At 73.2% G+C, this 14,306-nt stretch carries 16 protein-coding genes; 3 read left to right on the top strand and 13 right to left on the bottom strand.

All coding sequences use genetic code 11. The features are described from left to right. Positions 1 to 3: 3 nt before the first annotated feature. The 11 genes from AC3EVP_RS14380 to AC3EVP_RS14330 all read right to left on the bottom strand — a co-directional run bounded on the left by AC3EVP_RS14380 (position 4) and on the right by AC3EVP_RS14330 (position 8,394). A complete protein-coding gene (locus tag AC3EVP_RS14380; RefSeq protein WP_435130063.1) occupies positions 4 to 2,301 on the bottom strand; it encodes a cache domain-containing protein in 2,298 nt (765 codons plus the stop codon). Between the two features lie 267 nt (positions 2,302 to 2,568). Continuing rightward, entirely contained in the window at positions 2,569 to 2,958 is a 390-nt protein-coding gene (locus tag AC3EVP_RS14375; RefSeq protein WP_335979083.1) for a gas vesicle protein K, read from the bottom strand. Positions 2,959 to 2,996: 38 nt separating this feature from the next. Next, on the bottom strand, positions 2,997 to 3,230 hold the full coding sequence (locus AC3EVP_RS14370) for a gas vesicle protein (RefSeq protein WP_335979085.1): 234 nt from the start codon (positions 3,228 to 3,230) through the stop codon (positions 2,997 to 2,999). Next, positions 3,220 to 4,077: a GvpL/GvpF family gas vesicle protein gene (locus AC3EVP_RS14365; protein ID WP_435130058.1), complete on the bottom strand. Its 858-nt coding sequence runs from the start codon at positions 4,075 to 4,077 to the stop codon at positions 3,220 to 3,222. The genes AC3EVP_RS14370 and AC3EVP_RS14365 overlap by 11 nt, the downstream gene beginning before the upstream one ends. Next, positions 4,074 to 4,520 carry a gas vesicle protein gene (locus AC3EVP_RS14360; protein WP_435130055.1) on the bottom strand — a complete coding sequence of 149 codons (447 nt, stop codon included), beginning with the start codon at positions 4,518 to 4,520 and terminating at the stop codon, positions 4,074 to 4,076. Before AC3EVP_RS14360 ends, AC3EVP_RS14365 begins: the two co-directional genes overlap by 4 nt. A 30-nt stretch (positions 4,521 to 4,550) precedes the next feature. Beyond that, entirely contained in the window at positions 4,551 to 5,705 is a 1,155-nt protein-coding gene (locus AC3EVP_RS14355; protein WP_435130052.1) for an SRPBCC family protein, read from the bottom strand. Beyond that, positions 5,698 to 6,330 (bottom strand): hypothetical protein, encoded by a 633-nt coding sequence (locus AC3EVP_RS14350; protein ID WP_435130049.1) that lies wholly within the window; start codon positions 6,328 to 6,330, stop codon positions 5,698 to 5,700. Before AC3EVP_RS14350 ends, AC3EVP_RS14355 begins: the two co-directional genes overlap by 8 nt. Positions 6,331 to 6,392: 62 nt before the next feature. Beyond that, complete coding sequence (locus AC3EVP_RS14345; protein WP_435130046.1) at positions 6,393 to 6,650, bottom strand: gas vesicle protein GvpG; 258 nt, start codon at positions 6,648 to 6,650, stop codon at positions 6,393 to 6,395. A 111-nt stretch (positions 6,651 to 6,761) separates the two neighbouring features. Continuing rightward, positions 6,762 to 7,475, bottom strand: a complete 714-nt coding sequence (locus AC3EVP_RS14340) for a GvpL/GvpF family gas vesicle protein (protein WP_335979095.1) — start codon at positions 7,473 to 7,475, stop codon at positions 6,762 to 6,764. Positions 7,476 to 7,478: 3 nt separating this feature from the next. Further along, positions 7,479 to 7,934, bottom strand: coding sequence for a gas vesicle structural protein GvpA (locus AC3EVP_RS14335; RefSeq protein ID WP_335979098.1), 456 nt, complete (start codon positions 7,932 to 7,934; stop codon positions 7,479 to 7,481). Between the two features lie 109 nt (positions 7,935 to 8,043). Further along, positions 8,044 to 8,394: a gas vesicle protein GvpO gene (locus AC3EVP_RS14330; RefSeq protein ID WP_435130043.1), complete on the bottom strand. Its 351-nt coding sequence runs from the start codon at positions 8,392 to 8,394 to the stop codon at positions 8,044 to 8,046. A 250-nt stretch (positions 8,395 to 8,644) separates the two neighbouring features. Here AC3EVP_RS14330 and AC3EVP_RS14325 point away from each other — a divergent pair, with 250 nt between their 5' ends. The 3 genes from AC3EVP_RS14325 (at position 8,645) to AC3EVP_RS14315 (ending at position 11,189) form a co-directional block, all read left to right on the top strand. Further along, positions 8,645 to 9,667, top strand: coding sequence for a YihY/virulence factor BrkB family protein (locus AC3EVP_RS14325; RefSeq protein ID WP_435130040.1), 1,023 nt, complete (start codon positions 8,645 to 8,647; stop codon positions 9,665 to 9,667). 67 nt (positions 9,668 to 9,734) lie between these two features. Beyond that, entirely contained in the window at positions 9,735 to 10,286 is a 552-nt protein-coding gene (locus tag AC3EVP_RS14320; protein WP_435130037.1) for a hypothetical protein, read from the top strand. Between the two features lie 309 nt (positions 10,287 to 10,595). Next, positions 10,596 to 11,189, top strand: a complete 594-nt coding sequence (locus tag AC3EVP_RS14315; RefSeq protein ID WP_435130034.1) for a nuclear transport factor 2 family protein — start codon at positions 10,596 to 10,598, stop codon at positions 11,187 to 11,189. Positions 11,190 to 11,288: 99 nt separating this feature from the next. Here AC3EVP_RS14315 and AC3EVP_RS14310 read toward each other — a convergent pair whose 3' ends face one another. Beyond that, on the bottom strand, positions 11,289 to 11,936 hold the full coding sequence (locus tag AC3EVP_RS14310; RefSeq protein ID WP_435130031.1) for a TetR family transcriptional regulator: 648 nt from the start codon (positions 11,934 to 11,936) through the stop codon (positions 11,289 to 11,291). Positions 11,937 to 11,990: 54 nt separating this feature from the next. Next, entirely contained in the window at positions 11,991 to 14,183 is a 2,193-nt protein-coding gene (locus AC3EVP_RS14305) for an MMPL family transporter (protein WP_435130028.1), read from the bottom strand. Between the last annotated feature and the right edge of the window lie 123 nt (positions 14,184 to 14,306).

Below are 14,306 nucleotides of genomic sequence, written 5' to 3'. Positions count from 1 at the left end.
CTGCTAAGACCGTGGCGCGGTGTCGCGGGCGGCCGACGGTACGGGGACGCGGGCACCCGGGCCGGACGGGCGGTCGCTCGCCGCCAGCGCCTGCCGGAGCAGTTCGAGGCTGCGGGTCACCGAGCCGGTCTCGTCGTGGTTGACAGGGTAGAGGACGGTGCGCCGGTCGCCGCCGGCCAGCAGCTCGGCGAGCGTGGCCAGCGACCGCAGCGGCCGGACCGTGACGATGTGCAGCCAGCCCAGGCAGGCGACGCCGACGCTCAGCGCGAGCAGCCCGGCGAGCATGGTGCGCCACTGCACCTGGTAGGCGGTCAGCCGCAGCGAGGCGGCCGGCCGCGAGGAGACCACCCGCCAGTCCAGCCCGGCGGCCGGCCCCGACTGCGCCAGCGGTGTCGCGGCGGCCACCGACGGCTTGCCGATCGGCGCGGCGCCGGAGTCGAGCACCTGCGACCGGGGACTGCCCGCGGTGCCGGCCGCGCCCTCGGTGCGGGCGGCTAGCTTGGTCAGCCGGTCGTCGGGCAGCGACTGGAACGCGCGGAACCCGACGTTCGCGGCGAGTACCCGGTGCCGCTGGTCGGTGAGCCAGACATGGCCGAGGCTGGGCCGGGACAGGGTGCGGTCCAGCGCGTGCACGTCGATCTCGCCGAAGAGCACCACCGGTTCGTGCGCGGTCACCACGGCGCCCGCCGCGGCCGGCGGGATCTGCACGTAGGCGGCGATCGAGGGGATACGGCCGGAGGTGTTGACGGTGGTGATGCCGCTGCCGGTCGGGGTGTGGGTGATGGTGCGCAGCGGCTTCGCGCCGACCCGCTCCAGGATCGCCCCGCTGCGGTCGAGCACGTACAGCGCCCGGTACTGCGGGTGCGCGTCCAGCACCTGCCGCATCGGGGTGCGGTCGCCCGCGGCGCTGCGGCCCGCGAGGGTGCCGGCCAGCGCGGTCAGGTCGGTGTAGCGCTGGCCGAGCGACTGCCGGACCCGGTCGGCGGCGGCCTGGGTACGGGCCTGCTGGTCGGCGACCACGATCGAGGGGATGGTGGTGCTGGCGTGCGCCCGGTTGACCAGGAACAGCATCGGCAGCGACCAGGCGGCGACCAGCACCGCGCACAGCGCCAGCACGCTGCGGGCCCCGGGGCGGCGGCGCCGGGGCGGCCGCATCGGGCCCGTGCCGTCGGCGAGTTGGCGGCGGATCGCCTCCAGCGCGCGCCCGACGCGGGCGGGTTCGCCGAACCGCGGCACGGGGACCGGCCGGGTCAGGTCGTCCTCCTCGACGCCGGTGCCCGGCAGGTTCTGCGCGCCGCGGACCAGCCGGACGGCCGACAGGTGCAGCCGCAGCAGCGGGCGTTGCAGGGTGACCGTCAGCACCAGGGTGATCAGCAGGGCGATCGCCGCGAGCGCGGCGGCGGCCTCGGCGGCGAACCGCACATGGTCCGCGCCGGCGCTGGAGGAGGTGACCTGGCGGGAGGTGAGCACGGTCAGACCGAGGTCACTGGTGTCGTCGGAGGTCCCGGCGGGGGCGACGGCGGCCCAGCCGGCCAGGGTGCGGTGGCCGCCGGACACGGCGCCGAGCAGGTTTCCGGAGGTGCCGTCGTCGGCGTCGCCGGTGTGCGGCGCGTGGTGCGCGGTGTCGGCGGCGCTCTCGGCGAGCGCGCGGTCGGCCGCGGTGGGCGTCGCGGTGCCCGCGGCACCGGTGTTGAGGATGTTGCCGTCGACGTCGACCAGTCGGGCGGTGCGCCCGTCGCCGTGCACCGTCGGCAGCGTCAGCGGCTCGGAGAGCACCAGCAGCCAGGTCCGGCGCGAGGAGGCGGTCGCGCTCTTCCTGGTGTCGGGCAGGCTGATCCGGCTGAAGAACAGCAGCCGGGGCGTGGTGCCGGTGGCGCGGGTCAGCCGCGCCGGGATGCCGCCGCCGCGGTGGTCGCGGTCCTGCGCCACCACGTCGACCCCGGCCAGCGGCAGCGTCTCGCCGCCGGCGGCCGCCTCACGGCCGGTGACCGGGTCGAACAGGGCCGCGCCCCGCGCGTCCGGCCGGGCGGCCAGCATCGCCTTGACCGCCGCCGTCGTGCTGCCGCCGTCGGCTGTCTTGTAGGTGCGGACCGTGTGCCGCAGTGCGTCGGCCTCGGTCTGCACCGAGGTGCGCAGCGACTCGGCGGTGTCGGCGGCGATCGCGCCCTCGGCGTCGCGTGCGGCCTGCGGGACGTCGTGCCGGCCGGTCAGCGCGATGCTGAGTACGGTGGTGCCGGCCACCGCGAGGAGCAGGCACAGCAGGATGGCGATCGGCGGTCGTATACCGCCGAGCAGGGGCATGTCAGCGCGCCAGCGGATGCGGTGGCGCCGCGGCGCTGGATCGACCGTGAGCAGGGCAGGGTCCTCTTCCTGGCGGCGAGGCCCACGGCCGCGCGACGACAACGCCGGCACGGTAGCCGGATGATGAGCGAATGATTATCACATTTTTACCGGACTGATCGCTTCCGCACGGGACTGTCTGCTCGCAGTCGGACGAACGTCACACCGCCGTCACGCAACGGCCGCTGTACGACGGCTCACCGGGCCATCGCCGCCGCCGCCGAACCCTCACGGTTCCTCGCGGGGCAGCAGGGACCCCAGCGGACCCAGGTCGAGGTTCAGATCGCTCATGGACAGCCCGTAGCGCTCGCAGAGCTCCGCCATGCGGTCCTGGAGAACCATCAGCGTCAGGCCGATCCGCTCCTCCTGGTCCTCGCTGAGGCCGCCCTGGTCGACCCGGTGCAGGGCGGTGCGTTCCATCAGCTGCCGGAGCAACTCCACGATGGTCAGCACCAGCTTGACCAGGTCGCGTTCCACCGTGTCGGGGTCCGTCGCGAGCCGCGTGGCGAGCCGGTCGCCCACGTCGGACACGGCGGCGTCCCCGGGCCCGGCGGGCGCGAGGTCGAAGGCTCTCGCCGCCGCCTGCGCCACCTCGTTCCACCGGGTGTCTTCGCTCATCGTTCCTCCTCCCGTCGGGGTCCCGCCCCGGACCGCCGTCACCGCACGGTCGGCGTCCAGGGCGGCGGCGCGTCCGGTCCGAGGGAACGGATCACCGCGCGCAGGTTGATGTGCACAAGGTCCACGTCGGCGATCGACAGGACCAGGTCGCCGGTGACCACCGCGCCACCGGTCAGCAGGCGGTCCAGCAGGTCGATCAGCGCGACCTGCCGGTCCGCGGCCGGGGCGGGCGGCGCTCCGGCGCGGGCGGAGCCCGCCGCGTCACCGGCCATGCGCGTCCTTCGGCCCGGGACCGGCGGGTTCGGCCGCCGCGAACGAGTACGGCGCCCACGGCCCGGTGACCTCCACCCGCGCGCCCGGCGCCTCACCCTCACGCGCCATGGCGTCGAGCCGGCGGACCGCGGCGCAGAAGGCGTCCCCCCGGGCGGAGGGGACGAGGAAGGCCAGGTTCGCCACGTTCTCCCCGGAGTCGGGAGCGAAATGCCCCTGGTGCGGACGGTGGCTGACGCCGGCCACCGCGAACTCGCCCGCCGTCCCCAGCACCCTCTCGGTCAGCGCCTGGGCGCACCGGTGCGCGGTGTCCCGGTCGTCGCGCTGCGCCCGGCGGCGGCGCAGGTAGGCCCGCCCGGGGCTCTCGGCCGCCGCCGCGGGGGCCGGGGGAGCGGCGGCCTCTGCCGAGGCCGAGCGCCGGGCCCGCCCGGCATCCGTGAAGACCTTGACACCCCACTCCAGCGTGCCGTCCACGCGGGCCAACCGGTCCTCGAACCAGGCGGCTCGCTCCGCCAGCATGCGCGCCACGCTCTCGTCGTCGCGGTGGACCGTGGCCAGGCGCATCGGCAGGACGACCGCGGTGGCGAACGCCGCTGCCACCACGTCATGGTGGGCCCGGGCGGTGTCCTCCAGGGCTGCCAGGTCCTCCAGTTGGGCGCGGAAGCCCTCCTCGCCGTACCGGTCCGCCGGGACATCGGCGACCAGCGCCCCGAGACCCGCCTCCCGCACGACGTGGACGGGGGCGCCCGCCACCCCGGCGGTGCCGATCCGTCCGACGGCTTCGCCGAGCGCGGGGGTGTCCCGGCCGACCGCGTAGACGTAGGAGACGTCGGTCCGCTGTCCGTTCACCGCTCACCCTCCTCACGGTCGGCCGGCCGCGGGGCGCCGTCGGCGGCGCTGGCGGAGGTCTCCCTCAGGCGGGCGATCTCCGCGCGCAGGCGGTCGTTCTCCGCGGCGAGCGGGTCGTGGTGGGAAGCCCGGGAGGACGGGGAAACGCCCCGGTCCGCGTCGGCGCCCGCGTCCCTTCGGCCTGCCCCGGAGGAGAGCGACGGGTCGTGCTCCCACCAGTCGATGCCCATCTCCTTCGCCTTGTCGACCGAGGCGACGAGCAGCCGGAGCTTGATGGTCAGCAGTTCGATGTCGAGCAGATTGATCTGGATGTCCCCCGCGATGACCACGCCCTTGTCCAGCACCCTCTCCAGGATGTCGGCCAGGTTCGCGGTCGAGGGGCTCTGGCCGTACGGGGAGGCCGTGGCGGGCGACCCCAGACGGCCGGCCAGTGAATCGGACATATGCCTCAACCCTGTCTCGGTCGGGACCCGTCAGCGGCGGGCCGTGGCGGGACGGCGGCGCGGTCGCCGCGCCGGCTCTTCCTCCGGTTCCTCCAGTTCCTCCGGTTCGGCGTCCTCGGCGTCCTCGGCGTCCTCTGGCCCGTAATCCTCGGCGTCGTCCTCGGGCAGGTCCGCGTCCTCCTCCTCGGGCAGGTCCGCGTCCTCCCCGATCTCGTCGTCGGCGAGGTCCTCCTCCGGCAGTTCGTCGTCGGGAAGTTCGTCGGCGTCGTCGGCGCCGTCGGTGAACTCCGCTTCGTCCGCGTCCGGGTCGCGCTCGTCGTCGCGGTCCCGGGCGTCCTGCCCGCCGTCCTCGTCCTCGACCGCCTGCTCGTGGCCGACGGTCACCTTGCCGTCGTGGATCTCCCCGCGCCAGCCGTCGGCGTCCTCACCGCGCATCATGACGAACTTGCGGTAGAGCTTGAGGTCCAGGCGGGCCCGACGGCCCTGGGCCCGCCATATGTTGCCCGTCTTCTCGACAAACCCCTTGGGGAAGTACTCCAGGACCAGCAGCACCCGGGTCAGGTCGTCGGTGATCGGGTGGAAGGTCACCACACCCTTGACGGTGCCCTTGGCGCCTTCCGTGGTCCACGCGATCCGCTCGTCCGGGATCTGCTCGGTGACGTTCGCCCGCCAGCTTCGGGTGGACTTCGCGACCTTCACCTTCCAGTTGGTGGTGGTGTCGTCGGCCTTCTCGACGCTGACCACGCCCTTGGCGAACGTGCTGAACTCCTGGAACCGCGTCCACTGGTCGTACGCCTGGCGGACCGGCACCCCGATGTCGATGTCCTCCACGATGGTGACGCTCTTGGACTTCCCGCCGCCGCCCCGGCCCTTCCCCGACCCGCTGAACAGGCCCTTGACCTTCTCCTTCACGGTGTCCTTCAGGTGGGCGGTGCCAGCGGCGGTCAGCGCCTGGGCGGGGGACTTGCCCTCGCTGATGGCCTTGCCGCCCTTGGCCAGCGGGCCGGCCAGGCCGCCGCCGCCCTCGCCGAGCCGGCCGACGCCTTCACCGAGTCTGGCGCCCAGACCCTCCACCGCCTTGACCGCACGGGCCTGAAGGTAGTCCCGCACCTCCGTGCGCAGCCGTTCGACCTCGGGGTTGCCGGTGACGGACTCGCGCAGCGTGCGCGTCGCGGACTCAGGCATCGTCGCCCCCTTCCCGGCTGCCCCGGCGGGCGGACCCGGCGGACCCCGAAGATCCCGAAGACCCCGAAGACCCCGAAGCTCCTGAGGACTTGGCGGATTTCGCCTTGGCGGCCGTCCTGCGGGCGGTCCCCGGCGCCTTGCCCGCGGCCCGGGCCGCCGGCTTGCCCCGAGTTGCCGCCTTGCGGGCCGGAGCGGCGCCCTTCTTACCGGCCTTGCCGGCCGCGGACCCCGTACGGCGGACGGTACGGCGGGCCGAACCGCCGTCCTCCCGCGACTCCTCCTCGTCGCGGTCCTCGGCCCGGTCCTCGGAGTCGTCCTCCCCGCTCGCGCCGCTCCGCAGACCGGCGGTGCGCTCGTGCAAGGAGTCGGCGAGGCCGGTGACCCGCTTGGCCAGGGCGTCCTTCGCGGCCGTGGCGGTGGCCTGGACGACCTGCTCACGCGCCTGGCCGCCGAGTTCGCCGAGCACCGGCGACTTCATCAGCGTCTGCCGGAGCGCGTCCGGGTCCAGCCGGAACTTCCGGCCGACCAGGAACGTGCCCAGGCCGATGGCCAGTCTGGCCTTCTTGGTGCGCCCCAGGAGGTATCCCCCCACCAGGGCCGTGCCGATCTTCGCGTTCGTCATCATCGTCTGCGTACCTCGGTTCCTTGCGATCTGTGTGATCTGTGCGATCAGCGGGACCCGCGCGATCAGCCGGGGTCGGGCAGCTCCCGCCGCCGGGCCTCCAGCCACTCCAGCCGGTCGAGCAGTTCGTCCTCCCGCGCGTCGAACTCCGCCTCGTCGATCCGGCCCTCCAGCAGCGCCCTCTCCAGTGCGGCCAGCTCCGCGCGTACGGGCGCGGGGTCATAGGTCTCGCGCTCCGCCTGGGCGATCACCTGGTCGAGGACCCACCTGCTCCCGCGCAGCGGCGCGAGCGGAAACGTGAGCAGACCGGTGATCAGCCCCATGGCGGAACTCCTTCGCACGGTGCCGGAACCGGCCGCTCGGGCCGGGCCGGCGGGGATCGGACGGCTTGGTCGGACGCAACTGGCGTGCGGTCAGGCGAAATTGACGGCTGGTCAGACGAAGCTGTAGGGCGGCAGCGGGCCGTTCAACGTGAACGCGTAGCCGGTGCCCCGCCGGTCGGCCTCGTCCTCCACCGCGCGGACGAACTCCTCGGCCCGGTCCTCGCTCACCAGGAAGGACGTGTTGAGAAAGCACGCGGCGGTCGGCTTCGCGTCGCTGCGGCCGGCCGCGCGGGGCTCCAGCCCCGCGATGATGCCCACCGCGTCGTGCTCCTGCCGGTTGCGGGTCTCGACGGCGAGGAGTTCGCCGAGGGCCACCTTCCGCCCGGGGTCGCCGGGTTCGGCGCGCGTGAGCTCGTTGAGCCGGCGCGCCTCGGGCACCTCGGCGACGATCTGCCGCAGCAGGTCGTCCTCGTCCCTGGTGACCTTCAGGTTGTACTCCCGGCAGCCGTCGAGTTCGGCCAGCCGCTCGGTGTACCGGTCGGTGTCCGCGGCGATCGCGGCGACGGCCTGCTCGTCGTCCGGGGCGACCAGGCCGAAGCGCATCGGCAGGACGGCGCCGTCCTGGAGCAGCCGGTCGAGCACCCGCTGGTGGGCCAGCACGTCGCGCCGCTTGGCCCGCAGGCCCTCGGGCACGTCACTGGCGACGGCCGCCAGCCGGTCGGCGCGCAGCACCCGTATCTCCTGCGCGGGTTCGCCGACCCCGGCGGTGCCGTCCAGGCGCAGCGGGTGCTCGGCGCCGACGATCGCGTAGATGTACGTGGCCACCGGTCAGTCCTCCCTGCTGCGGCGGGCCGCGGGACGGCGGCTGCTGCCGGACGCGGACTTGCGCGTGCTCTTGTCGTCCTCGGAGTCCGCGTCGGACCCGGAGTCGCCGCCGCGCAGCCCCTCGCCGATGGCCTCGACCGCGCCGGCGAGCGCGCCCTTGGACTTGCCCTTGGCGCCGGACTCGGTCGCCTCCCCGACCAGATCGGTGAGCTGGGAGGGCGCCTTGCGGCCGGACTCGAGGTCGAGGCGGTTGCACGCTTCGGCGAAGCGCAGGTACGTGTCGACGCTGGCGACGACCACCCGTGCGTCGATCTTGAGGATCTCGATGCCCACCAGGGACACCCGGACGAAGGCGTCGATGACGAGGCCGCGGTCCAGGATCAGTTCCAGGACGTCGTAGAGGGTGCCGGAGTTGCCGCCACCGGAGACGGTGGCGCTGCTCTGCGTGGCAACAGTCACGCTGGATCATCCTTTCCGTTCCGGCCTGTTCGCACAGGCCGCCGAGTGCGGGTCGCGGGGCGGGGGCCGGGCCGTGGTGCGCCGCTGAGCCCTCCCGGGGACCCGGTGGTCAGCGCTCAACCCGGCCTCGGGCGTACCGTCCGGTGCGCTCGTAGCCGACGATGCGGCCCCTGCGGTCGAGATCGACGCGGTAGGAGGCCATCACGCTGGTGGTGTCGGGAATCCGCGGGATCTCCACGACCTCCACCTGCGCGGTCCATCCCTGGTCCGTGCCCTTGAGCGCGGAGACGCCGGCGGGCTCGCTCTGGAGCAGTTCGGACAGCTCGCTCGTCACCGCACGCATGACCTCGGCCATCGCAGGCCGTTCGTCCGCGCCGCCGGCGCCGCCGGCGTTGCTGCCGTTCCTGCTGTCGCTGTCGTCCCCGCCGTCCGCACGGTTCCTGCCGTCCTTCGTCGTCATGCTCCGGTCCAGTCGCCTAGGGGTTGAGCGGTCGGCCGCGGCTGTTCCGCGGTTGCGGGTCGCCTGCCCCTGCCCGGGGGAACGTACGCGCGAAAGATGCCGATTGCCGCTGCCCGTCCCGGCCGCTCCACGGCCGGCCGGCTCCGCGTTTCCCCAGGGGAATCCAGGACAGATGGCATGGACGCGGCGTGCGCGGGCGCCTTTCCGGGCATTCAGTCCCGGGGCTCCGTCGCGTGGCAACGGAGGAGACATGGGAGAGAACATCCAAAAGGAACAGAAAGCCCAAAGACCTGCGGACGCCGGCCCGGGAGCGGCGGTCGGGCACCAGGCACCGGACCAGCCGACGGAGTTGCCGAGGGCCTCGTGGTGGGTCGTGCTGAAACGGACCTTCAAGGAGTTCCAGGTCGACGAACTCCAGGACCGTGCCGCCGCCTTGACGTACTACAGCGTGCTGTCGCTGTTCCCCGCGCTGCTCGTCATGGTCTCGGTGCTGGGGGTCTCCGGCAGGTCGGCGACCGAGAAGGTGCTGGCCGACCTGACCCGCCTGGCGCCCGGCTCGACCCGTGAACTCCTCACCCAGGCCGTCCAGCAGCTCCAGGACAGCGCGGGCACCGGCTCCGCGCTCGCCGTCGTGGGCCTCCTGGCCGCGCTGTGGACCGCCTCGGGCTACATGGGCGCCTTCATCCGCGCGGCCAACGCGGTCTACGACGTGCCCGAGGGCCGCCCGCTGTGGAAGGTCCTACCGCTGCGCCTCGGGCTCACGGTGCTGCTCATGGTCCTCGCCTACGCCAGCGCCGTCACCGTGGTGTTCTCCGGTGCCCTTGCCCGCCAGACGGGCGCCGCCTTCGGCATCGGCGACTCGGCGCTGACGGTGTGGTCCTACGCCAAGTGGCCCGTCCTCGCGCTGCTGGCGGTCCTGACGATCGCCGTGCTGTACTGGGCGGCGCCCAACGCCAAGCGCAGCGGCGTCCTGTGGATCACCTCCGGCGGGGTGCTTGCCCTGCTGCTGTGGATGGCCGCCGCCGGCGGGTTCGCCGCCTACGTCTCCAACTTCGGCTCCTACAACAAGACGTACGGCGCCCTCGGAGGCGTCATCGTCTTCCTGGTGTGGCTGTGGATCACCAACCTCGCCGTCCTCCTGGGCCTGGAGTTCGACGCGGAACTGGCGCGTGCCCGGGCCGTCGCCGGCGGTCTCCCGCCCGACCGCGAGCCGTACGTGACCCCGCGGGACACCGAGGAGTGGAGCGAGGAGGAGCGGGAGCGCCTGGAGTGAGGCCGCGGGCGGGGCCCGGCGGGCCCGTGCGGTGTTTCGGTCCCGGCCGAGCGGTGAGACGACCTCCATGACTGACACGAACAGGCAGGCGAAGTCGCCGAAAGCGACCGACAGCAGGAAGACCGCGGCACCGAAGTCCCGGCGGACGGCCTCGAAGACGGCGGCGTCCTCCCGCGGCAAGGCACCCTCCGAACGCCGCCCCGCCCGGCAGCGGCAGGACGCGGGCGCCGCATCCGGCACCGACGGCGGCACCAGGACTGGCCAGGCCGACCAGGCAGCCGGGACCGCCAAGTCCGTCTCGAAGGCCGCCGGCAGCACGGCCGGTGCGGTGCGGGCCACGGCCGACACGGCGACGTCCGGAGGGCTGTCCGCCGTGGCGGAACGGGCCGGCCGGCTGGCCGCTCAGCCCCTCGAGACCGGCCGGCGCACGGTGGGCACCGTCTCCCGCGGCACCGTGGCGACCGCGCAGACCACATGGCGGCTGATCCGCGCACGCGGTGCCGTCGTGGCGGGCGCCGGCGTCTCGGCAGCGGTGGCGGGGGCCTGCTACGCGGCCGGCCGGCACGCGGCCGCCCGCGGCATGGGTCCTCTCACCCGCGCCACCGGTGGCCGTCTGTAACCCCGCCCGGGCAAGTCGCGCGCGCGGCCCCCTCCTCCACCGTGCGGATCGACGTGCCATCCAGCGGGGACGGCACGTGCGACCACCCGGATCAGGCGCCTACCGCCGGACGGGCCGGGGCACGACCGGGTCGGCTGGGGGCGGACCGCCGTTCGGGCACGAGCGCGAACCGAGGCGCGTGCGCGCACGGCCTGTACGTTGTCCCCGGCTACAAGGGCACGCACGCGCATCGACCAGATGCCGGGGCCGGGCGCTGCCGGCGAGGAGCCGCAGCGCCGGGGCAGTCGACCGACAACGGAGGAGTTCCCGATGCCACACGACGTCACGGCTGTCGCCCAGCTCGTCCTGCACGAACGGCAGGCCCGAGACCGCGGGTGGTGGGACACGATGCAGGAGGGCTACGCGACCGACTCGGTGGTGCGGCTCAGCTGGTTCCGTGGCAGCGGTGCCGAGTTCGTGGAGCAGTCTCGGCACATGGCGGGGCGGGGGGACCGGGCGATCCACCGGCTCGGTCCGCCGGTCGTCGACGTACGAGGTGAGCGGGCCCTGGTGGAACTGCCCGCCGCGATCGAGGTGACCACGGAGGTGGACGGCGTCGAGGCGGTCCTCGTTTCCCACGCCCGGCTCCTGTACCGCGCGGCGCGGGCCGAGGGGCGGTGGAGAATCAGGTCTCTCGACCCGGTCTACGAGAGGGACACCCTCACGCCGGCGATCCCCGGAACCGGCCTCAGCGTCGACATGGAGGTTCTCCGGCACTACCGGGTCCCCTACCGTTTCCTCGCCTATGTGCTGGGGCACCGGGGCTACACGATCGGCGACGACCTCTTCGGCGACGACCGCCCCGACGAGGTCGCCCGGCTCTACGAAAACGCCCACCTCTGGCTGGGTCCGTCCGACCGGTAGCGGCCGGACTGGGGGAGCGGTCCGGTCCGCGGTGAGCCCGAGCGCGGGCGCGGAGGTCCTCCTGGTCACCTTCAGGGCCGGCCGGGCGCCGTGCGAAGGTCAGGCCGGCGGGAAGCCGCATCCGTCACGCAGGATGGCGAACGCCTCGGTGACGAGGTCCTTGAACGTTCCTTCGGCAGCCTCTCCCCGCGCTGTGACATCGCGGAAGCGGCTGAAGGCCGTGCGCATTCCGGCGAGCGCCGCTCGTGCGGTGACTTCGGCGCGCAGCAGTTGCCGATCGTCGGGGTCCTCGACGCCGTTGCGCTTGAGCAGCGCCTTGACCAGGTCGGCCTCCCACTCCGCGAACACCGCCAGTACGCGTGCCGAGGGAAGGGTGGGTGGCACCGGCCCTCCGGTGTCCACGGTCGAGTGGGGGAGCAGGGCCGTGAGGCTGACCAGCACATCGCGTCCACCGGCTCCGAACGACAGCAAGGCGTTCAGCACGGCCTCGAGCGGAGCCTCGTCCGCCGGCCGGTCGACGACTTCTGCGGCCAGAGCGGGACCCAGCTGCCGCAGCTCGTGCGACAACACGTCCTCCTTGCTGGCGAAGTAGCGGAAGAACGTGCGTGCGGAGACGTCGACGGCCTCGGTGATGTCCACGACCGTGGTCTCCGCGAAGCCTCGCTCCGCGAAGAGCCGCATCGCGGCCCTGTGCAGCGCCTCCTGGGTCGCCGCGCGCTTGCGGCCTCGGCGTGAGGGTTCGGCCATGGCCGGAATTCTTCCATGCGGAGGGAGCGCGGGCGCAGGGCCGCGGCGCGGGCTTCAGGCGTGCAGGTGGGGCAGGACCCGGTCCAGGCGGCGGGGCAGCCACCAGTTGGCCTTGCCCACCAGGAGCATCGCTGACGGGACCAGGACGAGCCGGACCACTGTGGCGTCGAGGATGACGCTGACGGCCAGTCCGAGGGCGAGCATCTTGATCACGACGGTGGGCGAGGCGGTGAAGGAGAGGAACACCACGGTCATGATGAGAGCCGCGCTGGAGATGACCCGCCCGGTGAGCGAGAGGCCGACCGCGACGGCCCGGGCGTTGTCCTTGCTTTCCTGCCACGTTTCCGCGACGCGGGAGAGCAGGAAGATCTCGTAGTCCATGGAGAGCCCGAAGACGATGGCGAACATCATCATCGGCACGTAGGACTCGATGGGCACTGGTTCGGTGAGCCCGAGGATCTTGTCGCCCCATCCCCACTGGAAGGCCGCGACCAGGACGCCGTAGGACGCGCCGGTGGTCAGGAGGTTGAGCAGGACGGCCTTGAGGGGGATGAGCAGGCTGCGGAAGACGGTCATGAGCAGCAGGAAGGCGGCGGCCAGGACGATGCCGATGATGATCGGCAGCCGCGCGGTGACCAGGTCGCGGAAGTCGAGCTGGCCGGCGGTGCTGCCGGTCAGGTACGCCTTGGCGCCGGTGCCTCTGACCGCCATGGGCAGGGTGCGGCCGGTGAGTTCGGTGTAGAGGCCGCTGGTCAGGGCGTCCTGCGGCCCGCTGGACGGTGTGAGCGTGCCGACGAGCACGCGGCTGTCCCGGCTCGGCCGCAGCGGGGTGACGTGGGCCACGCCACTGGTCTTCCGCAACGCGTCGGAGACGTCCGTCGCGACCTCGGCGCTGGACCCGCTCGCGTGCTGGACGTCGACCACGACGACCATGGGCCCGTTGGCGCCAGGGCCGAAGCCGGGCCCTGGGGCGTCGGCGATCCAGTGGTAGGCGTCGCGGGTGGTGCTGCCGGCCGGGTCGGCGCCGTCGTCCACGTGACCGAGGCGCATGGAGAACAGTGGGACGGCGCAGACGGCGAGCAGGACCACACCGGCGGTCAGGAAACGCCAGGGGTGGCGGGAGACGAGGGCGGCGTAGCGGTGCCAGCCGTCGTGGTCGCCGCCGGTCTCCGCGGTGGGGCGGCGCACGTGGAGCCGGTCGATGCGGCGGCCGACGAGACCGAGGGCGGCCGGCACGAGAGTGAGCGCCGCGGTCGCGGTGACGAGGACCGCGACGGTGGCCGCCAGGCCGAGCTTGCCGATCAGGCTGAGCCCGCAGGCGTACAGGCTGAGCAGGGCGATCGCGACGGTGACGGCGGCGACCAGGACAGCGTGCCCGCTGGTCGCGGCTGTTCGTCCCGCGGCCTGTTCCGGGGCATGCCCGTCCATGAGGTCCTGGCGGAAGCGCGTGGTCAGGAAGAGCGCGTAGTCGATTCCGACGCCCAGGCCCATCATGACGGCCAGTGTGGGTGCGGACGTGGCGAAGGTGACGCTGCCCGCGACGATGCCGACCACGCCCATCCCGACGCCCACACTGACCAGTGCCGTGACCAGCGGCATCACAGCGGCGGCGACGCTTCCGAAGGCGAGCAGGAGCACGACCAGGGCCGCGGCGACCCCCGCGCCTTCGCTGACGGCGTCCTTCTGCGGGGTGCGCACGATGCTGTCGAGGTCGCCGCCGTAGGCGACCTGGACGCCGTCGGCCTCGGCGGGCGCGGTGGCTTCGTCGAGCGTGCCCTTGTAGCCGTGCCCGAGGTCCTTGATCTGCTGGTCGAAGGAGACCGTGGTGTATGCCGTGCGTCCGTCACTGCTGGTCACGGGTGACGAGGCGGCGGTGACATGGGGCATCTTCGCCAGGCGGCTGACGGAGTCCGCCATGCCGCTGCCATGGCCGGAGACGGTGCCGGAGCCGACATGGAAGACCACCCGGCCGCTGGGATCGCCGGCCGTCGGGTCGGACGCCTTGAGCAGATCGGCCCCGCGGGCCGACTGGGTGCCGGGAAGGCTCACCTGGTCGCTGTACACGGCCCCGACCACGTTTCGCCCGGCCAGGCCGGCCAGCAGCACGACGAGCCACGAAGCGACGACCCACACGGGGTGCCGGGCACAGAACGCCCCGAGCCGTCCCAGCAGTGGCAGGGGAGCGGGCGGTTTCGTCGCGGTCGACGTCACCTCGGATGTCGGGGTTTCCGACTCGGTGGATGACACGGCACCTCCAGGAAGGGTCTCTCGTACGCTCCGCACCCTAGCCAGAAAATGTCACATCTGACAATTGACACAAGTGACATTCTGGCTGAAGGTGGTGGGCACGCCACCGGCACCCGACCCCGG

The organism is Actinacidiphila sp. bgisy144 (assembly GCF_057708105.1).
This window is presented reverse-complemented; position numbering and strand designations above follow the sequence as displayed.

Excerpts from the sequence above, each read along its gene's own strand:
- AC3EVP_RS14330 (WP_435130043.1), bottom strand. The coding sequence starts at position 8,394 with ATGACGACGAAGGACGGCAGGAACCGTGCGGACGGCGGGGACGACAGC.
- AC3EVP_RS14350 (WP_435130049.1), bottom strand. The coding sequence starts at position 6,330 with ATGATGACGAACGCGAAGATCGGCACGGCCCTGGTGGGGGGATACCTC.
- AC3EVP_RS14370 (WP_335979085.1), bottom strand. The coding sequence starts at position 3,230 with ATGGCCGGTGACGCGGCGGGCTCCGCCCGCGCCGGAGCGCCGCCCGCC.
- AC3EVP_RS14355 (WP_435130052.1), bottom strand. The coding sequence starts at position 5,705 with ATGCCTGAGTCCGCGACGCGCACGCTGCGCGAGTCCGTCACCGGCAAC.
- AC3EVP_RS14325 (WP_435130040.1), top strand. The coding sequence starts at position 8,645 with ATGGGAGAGAACATCCAAAAGGAACAGAAAGCCCAAAGACCTGCGGAC.
- AC3EVP_RS14315 (WP_435130034.1), top strand. The coding sequence starts at position 10,596 with ATGCCACACGACGTCACGGCTGTCGCCCAGCTCGTCCTGCACGAACGG.
- AC3EVP_RS14310 (WP_435130031.1), bottom strand. The coding sequence starts at position 11,936 with ATGGCCGAACCCTCACGCCGAGGCCGCAAGCGCGCGGCGACCCAGGAG.
- AC3EVP_RS14360 (WP_435130055.1), bottom strand. The coding sequence starts at position 4,520 with ATGTCCGATTCACTGGCCGGCCGTCTGGGGTCGCCCGCCACGGCCTCC.
- AC3EVP_RS14320 (WP_435130037.1), top strand. The coding sequence starts at position 9,735 with ATGACTGACACGAACAGGCAGGCGAAGTCGCCGAAAGCGACCGACAGC.
- AC3EVP_RS14380 (WP_435130063.1), bottom strand. The coding sequence starts at position 2,301 with ATGCCCCTGCTCGGCGGTATACGACCGCCGATCGCCATCCTGCTGTGC.
- AC3EVP_RS14345 (WP_435130046.1), bottom strand. The coding sequence starts at position 6,650 with ATGGGGCTGATCACCGGTCTGCTCACGTTTCCGCTCGCGCCGCTGCGC.
- AC3EVP_RS14375 (WP_335979083.1), bottom strand. The coding sequence starts at position 2,958 with ATGAGCGAAGACACCCGGTGGAACGAGGTGGCGCAGGCGGCGGCGAGA.